General features: G+C 44.7%; 3 protein-coding genes and 1 pseudogene. 1 reads left to right on the top strand and 3 read right to left on the bottom strand.

The window, feature by feature from the left end; genetic code table 11:
* From aceE to ampD, 3 genes and pseudogenes are all read right to left on the bottom strand, one after another.
* Nucleotides 1–2,441: pyruvate dehydrogenase (acetyl-transferring), homodimeric type (aceE, locus tag AB4653_RS14595; protein ID WP_372104548.1), on the bottom strand; the 2,441-nt coding region annotated here is incomplete at its 3' end.
* Between the two features lie 62 nt (nucleotides 2,442–2,503).
* Nucleotides 2,504–3,265, bottom strand: a complete 762-nt coding sequence (pdhR, locus tag AB4653_RS14590; RefSeq protein ID WP_009847596.1) for a pyruvate dehydrogenase complex transcriptional repressor PdhR — start codon at nucleotides 3,263–3,265, stop codon at nucleotides 2,504–2,506.
* A 482-nt stretch (nucleotides 3,266–3,747) separates the two neighbouring features.
* Nucleotides 3,748–4,348: pseudogene (gene ampD / locus AB4653_RS14585) on the bottom strand (1,6-anhydro-N-acetylmuramyl-L-alanine amidase AmpD).
* A gap of 83 nt (nucleotides 4,349–4,431) precedes the next feature.
* On the opposite strand from ampD, the gene nadC reads away from it, so the two are divergent.
* Nucleotides 4,432–5,322, top strand: coding sequence for a carboxylating nicotinate-nucleotide diphosphorylase (nadC, locus tag AB4653_RS14580; RefSeq protein ID WP_009847600.1), 891 nt, complete (start codon nucleotides 4,432–4,434; stop codon nucleotides 5,320–5,322).
* Nucleotides 5,323–5,527: the final 205 nt, after the last annotated feature.

Below are 5,527 nucleotides of genomic sequence, written 5' to 3'. Positions count from 1 at the left end.
GCACGTACTTGCTCAGCGTAGTTCTTCATGTAATCCGTAACTGCGATTGCAGGTTCGTTACCAAGAACAGTTGTGATGTACGGTACTTTCTCTTCAGCTTCTGGGTGAAGCATGTTGTCACGCTCTACCGCTTGGCCGTCACGAGTCAATTCGTTGAACGACGTTACAGAGAATACATCAGATGCTACGCCGTACTCTTCGCTCAGGATCTTAGCGGCTTTACGCGCTTCGTTCATGATAGTACCAGAGCTCATTAATTGAACCTTAGACTTAGAACCTGCGTAAGACTCAAGCTTGTAAATACCCTTACGGATGCCTTCTTCAGCGCCTTCTGGCATTGCTGGCATTGCGTAGTTTTCGTTCATTACTGTTAGGTAGTAGTAAACATTCTCTTGGTTCTCACCGTACATGCGACGGATACCGTCTTGCATGATTACCGCTAGCTCGTAAGCAAACGTTGGGTCGTAAGAGATACAGTTAGGTACAGTGTTCGCCATGATGTGCGAGTGGCCATCTTCGTGCTGTAGACCTTCGCCGTTTAGAGTTGTACGGCCTGCAGTTGCACCAAGTAGGAAACCACGAGCTTGTTGGTCACCTGCTAACCAAGCCATGTCACCAATACGTTGGAAACCGAACATTGAGTAGTAGATGTAGAACGGAATCATCGGTAGATCGTTTGTGCTGTATGAAGTTGCAGCTGCAACCCATGAAGCCATAGAACCTAGTTCGTTGATACCTTCTTGAAGAACTTGACCAGACGTTGCTTCTTTGTAGTAAGAAACGATGCCTTTATCTTCAGGCGTGTAGTCTTGACCGTGTGGGTTGTAGATACCAACCTGACGGAATAGACCTTCCATACCGAATGTACGAGCTTCATCACAGATGATAGGAACAATGTTCTTACCAATGTTCTTATCTTTAAGAAGGATGTTAAGCGTACGTACATAAGCCATCGTTGTAGAGATATCACGCTTCTGTTCACCCAGTAGAGGTGCGAATGCGTCTAGCTCAGGAACTTTGAACTCTTGAGTGAATTTTGGCAGACGCTGAGGAGTGTAACCTTGTAGTGCTTTACGACGAGCATGTAGGTATTCGTACTCAGCTGAACCTTCTTCCAGTGTTAGGTAAGGAAGCTCAGATACTTTCTCATCAGAAAGGATGTCTTGTAGGCCTAGACGGTCACGTAGGTATTGTACGTGAGTCATGTCCATCTTCTTAACACCGTGAGCGATGTTCTTACCTTCTGCAGCTTCACCCATACCGTAACCTTTAACTGTCTTAGCTAGGATTACTGTTGGTTTGCCACCTGTCTCTTTTGCATTGTTGAATGCAGCGAACAGTTTAGAAGAATCGTGACCACCACGTTTCAGTTCGAAGATTTGGTCGTCAGTCATGTCTGCAACTAGTGCAGCTGTTTCTGGGTACTTACCAAAGAAGTGCTCACGTACGTATGCGCCATCTTTAGATTTGAATGTTTGGTAGTCACCATCGATAGTTTCATTCATTAGTTGAAGAAGCTTACCAGTCGTGTCTTTAGCTAGTAGAGAATCCCAGTTGCTACCCCAGATAACTTTAACAACGTTCCAACCTGCGCCTTTAAATAGGCCTTCAAGTTCTTGGATGATGCTACCGTTACCCATTACAGGGCCGTCTAGACGCTGTAGGTTACAGTTGATTAGGAAACATAGGTTGTCTAGCTTCTCACGCGCAGCGAAAGAGATAGCACCACGTGATTCTGGCTCATCCATCTCACCGTCACCTAGGAACGCGTATACACGCTGACCTGAAGTATCTTTCATGCCACGACCTTCAAGGTACTTAAGGAAGCGCGCTTGGTAGATAGCAGAGATAGGGCCTAGACCCATAGATACTGTTGGGAACTGCCAGAATTCAGGCATTAGTTTAGGGTGCGGGTATGAAGGGATACCTTTACCATCAACTTCTTGACGGAAGTTATCTAGCTGTTCTTCAGTTAGACGACCTTCAACGAATGCACGAGAGTAGATACCAGGAGAGATGTGACCTTGGTAGTAAACTAGATCGCCACCGTCTGTCTCGTTTGGAGCACGGAAGAAGTGGTTAAAACATACTTCGTAGAACGCAGCAGCTGACTGGTAAGAAGCCATGTGACCACCAAGGTCTAGGTCTTTCTTAGAAGCACGCAATACAATCATGATTGCGTTCCAGCGAATAATCGAACGAATACGACGCTCAAGAGTTACGTCACCAGGGTAAGCTGGCTCTTGTGCTGCTGGAATTGTGTTGATGTAGTTCGTGTTGATGCCTGTAGCCATATCAACACCATCTAAACGCGCTTTATCTAGAACTTGTTCTAGTAAAAACTGTGCACGTTCTACACCTTCTTCACGTACTACTGACTCAAGAGCTTCTAACCAATCTTGAGTTTCCAGAGCATCAACGTCATGCTTCATGTCAGACATGGCGATCTATCCTTTTTGTTAGTTGGATTCTACTAAACACGTAAAAAGCCGAAGTATTACGACTATTTACCCTGTTGGATTCGACGTAAAGAACGTTCGCGGCGCGACTCTTCTTTGGTCAAATCCATCAATGTTTCTTCGATGTAAGCTAAATGAGAGTGTGACATTTCACGCGCCTGTTCTGGCTGTCCTGAAACGATCGCATCTACAATATTAGCTCGATGTATACTCACTTTCTCCACAACGTCTTTACGACGATGCAACAGTTTTAAATTTTCTAAGACGTTTTGTTCGAGTAACGGAGCCAAACTACGAACAATGTGCAATAACACCACATTGTGCGCTGCCTCTGTTAAAGCAATAAGAAAAGCCATCACAGCTGCAGACTCGGCTTCAATATCACCCTTATCTTGCGCACCGCGAATTTTTTCTTGGCATGCTTGAATTCGAGCAAAGTCTTCATCAGTACCACGTAATGCCGCGAAGTAAGCCGAAATCCCTTCCATCGCATGACGCGATTCCAACAAGTCTAGTTGGGTTTCAGAATGGGAGGACAACAAATTAAGCAAAGGATCTGAAAAGCTTTTCCAGATATTTTCGCTAACAAACGTACCTCCACCTTGACGGCGAGTAAGCAAGCGTTTTGCTTCTAAACGTTGTATCGCTTCTCGGATTGAAGGACGAGACACATCGAACTGTTTCGCCAGTTCACGCTCAGGCGGCAGCTGCTGCCCTGGAGCCAGTGTTCCTTCCACTATCAACCTTTCTAACTCTTGTTCGATAACGTCCGAGAGTTTTGGCTGACGAATCCTTTGATAAGCCATAGTTTGTTGTTCTTCTTTTTCTTCGCTGACAATTGGTATTACCAATTTTAAGTTGGGCAGAAATTAACATAATTAAAACGCCACTGTCCAGACTAAAATTGACCTGAATCATAGAACACAGCACGAATTAACCATGATTTAACAAATGAAATTTAAAACAGCAACCAATTTGGTCTTACCATTTACAGGGGTAATACTTTTGGGGAGTATCCGTGCTAGAAAGTTTCAGGATAAAAATGGATTGTTTCAGAAAGATGAGTGCCACTTGATTAAAAATCAAACCAAGCGCACATTAGAGGTAGAAATCCTGTTCATAAGTTTTAATATTAGATCGTTTGATAAGCTCGTCACACTCTCGATTTATTGACGCCCTCCCCCTAACCACTTTATTTACATCGCAACAACAAAAATTCACAAGTCATTATGCTAGGCGTTGACTATTCAACCACCAGCAACAATAAGAGCATCTTCGATAATGAGGCTTAAACCTTGAGTTCGCCTTTAAACTTCTGCCAGTCGAAAACCAAACCAGGGTCAGTTTTGCGTAGCGGGGCTATATATTGATGACCAGTGATACGCTCGGTGGTTATTTGAGGGAAAGTCGATACGATCGTTTCTGTTAATCGAGAAAGCGCTTGGTACTGCTGCTCTGTATAAGCGATAAAGTCGCTTCCTTCCAGCTCAATACCAATCGAGTAATCATTACACCTTTTACGCCCCGAAAAGCTCGACTGGCCTGCGTGCCAAGCTCGGTCAAGAAATGACACAAACTGTACCACCTCACCATCACGGCGAATCAAGCAATGTGCCGAAACGCCCATTTGATGAATCACTTTAAAAAATGGATGATCTGCCGGATCAAGTTTGCCCGTGAAAAACTGTTCAATGTAAGGGCCGCCAAATTGGCCCGGTGGTAAACTAATGTTATGAACCACCAGCAGAGAGATATCGTCGGTGCTGGGTCTAGCATCAAAATACGGAGAAGGAACATGCCGAGCATTGTCGTACCATCCGTTGGAGCTCATCGTCATCTTAGTCTCGCTTTCTTTTCTACTAGCGCAATAAGATTGTGACTTTGCCCATAGAGCAGTCGCGCTAGCCTCTTTAATTTGAAGTTAAGCAAGAGTATCATTCCATTCCCACTCCCTTTCAAGATTAGATTTGCGATGAAAAACACACATAACAGCCACCAACGCCTTGATTACTTAAAAGAGCAACTGCCGCTAGAGATCACTCGCGCAGTCGCTGAGACCATCAAAGAAGATCTAGGTGGAACGTTAGATCCAGCGGCTGATATTACGGCAAGTCTAATCCCTGCAGACGCAATCAACAGCGCAACCATCATTACCCGTGAGCGCGGTGTGTTCTGTGGTAAAGCTTGGGCTGATGAAGTGTTTAAGCAATTGGGCGGTGAAGTCACTGTCGAGTGGAACGTAGAAGACGGTGACAAAGTTGAACCAAACCAAACACTTTGCACGCTAACAGGACCTGCTCGCGCACTTTTAACCGGTGAGCGTAACGCAATGAACTTCATTCAAACACTATCTGGTTGTGCGACGGCGACAGCAATCTACGCTGACAAAATCAAACACACAGAATGCCGCCTATTAGACACGCGTAAAACAATTCCAGGCCTTCGCAGCGCACTAAAATACGCTGTGGCTTGTGGTGGTGGCTTCAACCACCGTATTGGTGTTTTCGATGCCTACCTAATCAAAGAAAACCATATCATCGCATGTGGTGGCATTGAGAAAGCGATCTCGACAGCAAAAGAGCTGAACCCGGGTAAGCCAGTGGAAGTGGAAACAGAAAGCCTAGCAGAGCTTGAGCAAGCGATCAGCGCCGGTGCAGACATCATCATGCTAGACAACTTCACCACAGACATGATGCGTGAAGCCGTTAAAATTAACGCAGGTCGTGCAGCACTAGAAAACTCAGGTAACGTGACTTTAGATACGATTGCAGAATTCGCTGAAACGGGTGTCGATTACATCTCTGTGGGAGCACTTACTAAGCATCTAAAAGCAATGGACCTTTCAATGCGATTCAAAGCTTAATCTCATCGTTCTATCAATCACTTAACTTCAAGGCATGGCAATCAGCCATGCCTTTTTATTGCTTTTATTATCAGTATATCAATCAGTTAACTAAGCTGATCGCATAATTTTGCGCTCCATATGAAACAACACACCAATAAATACAAAACCACTCGCGCCTGCATCTGAACACCATTCCACTTCTAAATCTCAACTTCTATTCTTT

It is taken from the genome of Vibrio sp. 10N.222.48.A3, assembly GCF_041475345.1.
Lineage (GTDB): Bacteria > Pseudomonadota > Gammaproteobacteria > Enterobacterales > Vibrionaceae > Vibrio > Vibrio tasmaniensis_A.
Note: the sequence above shows the minus strand (reverse complement) of the source record. Positions and strands in the feature narration are given on the sequence as shown.

Excerpts from the sequence above, each read along its gene's own strand:
- pdhR (WP_009847596.1), bottom strand. The coding sequence starts at position 3,265 with ATGGCTTATCAAAGGATTCGTCAGCCAAAACTCTCGGACGTTATCGAA.
- nadC (WP_009847600.1), top strand. The coding sequence starts at position 4,432 with ATGAAAAACACACATAACAGCCACCAACGCCTTGATTACTTAAAAGAG.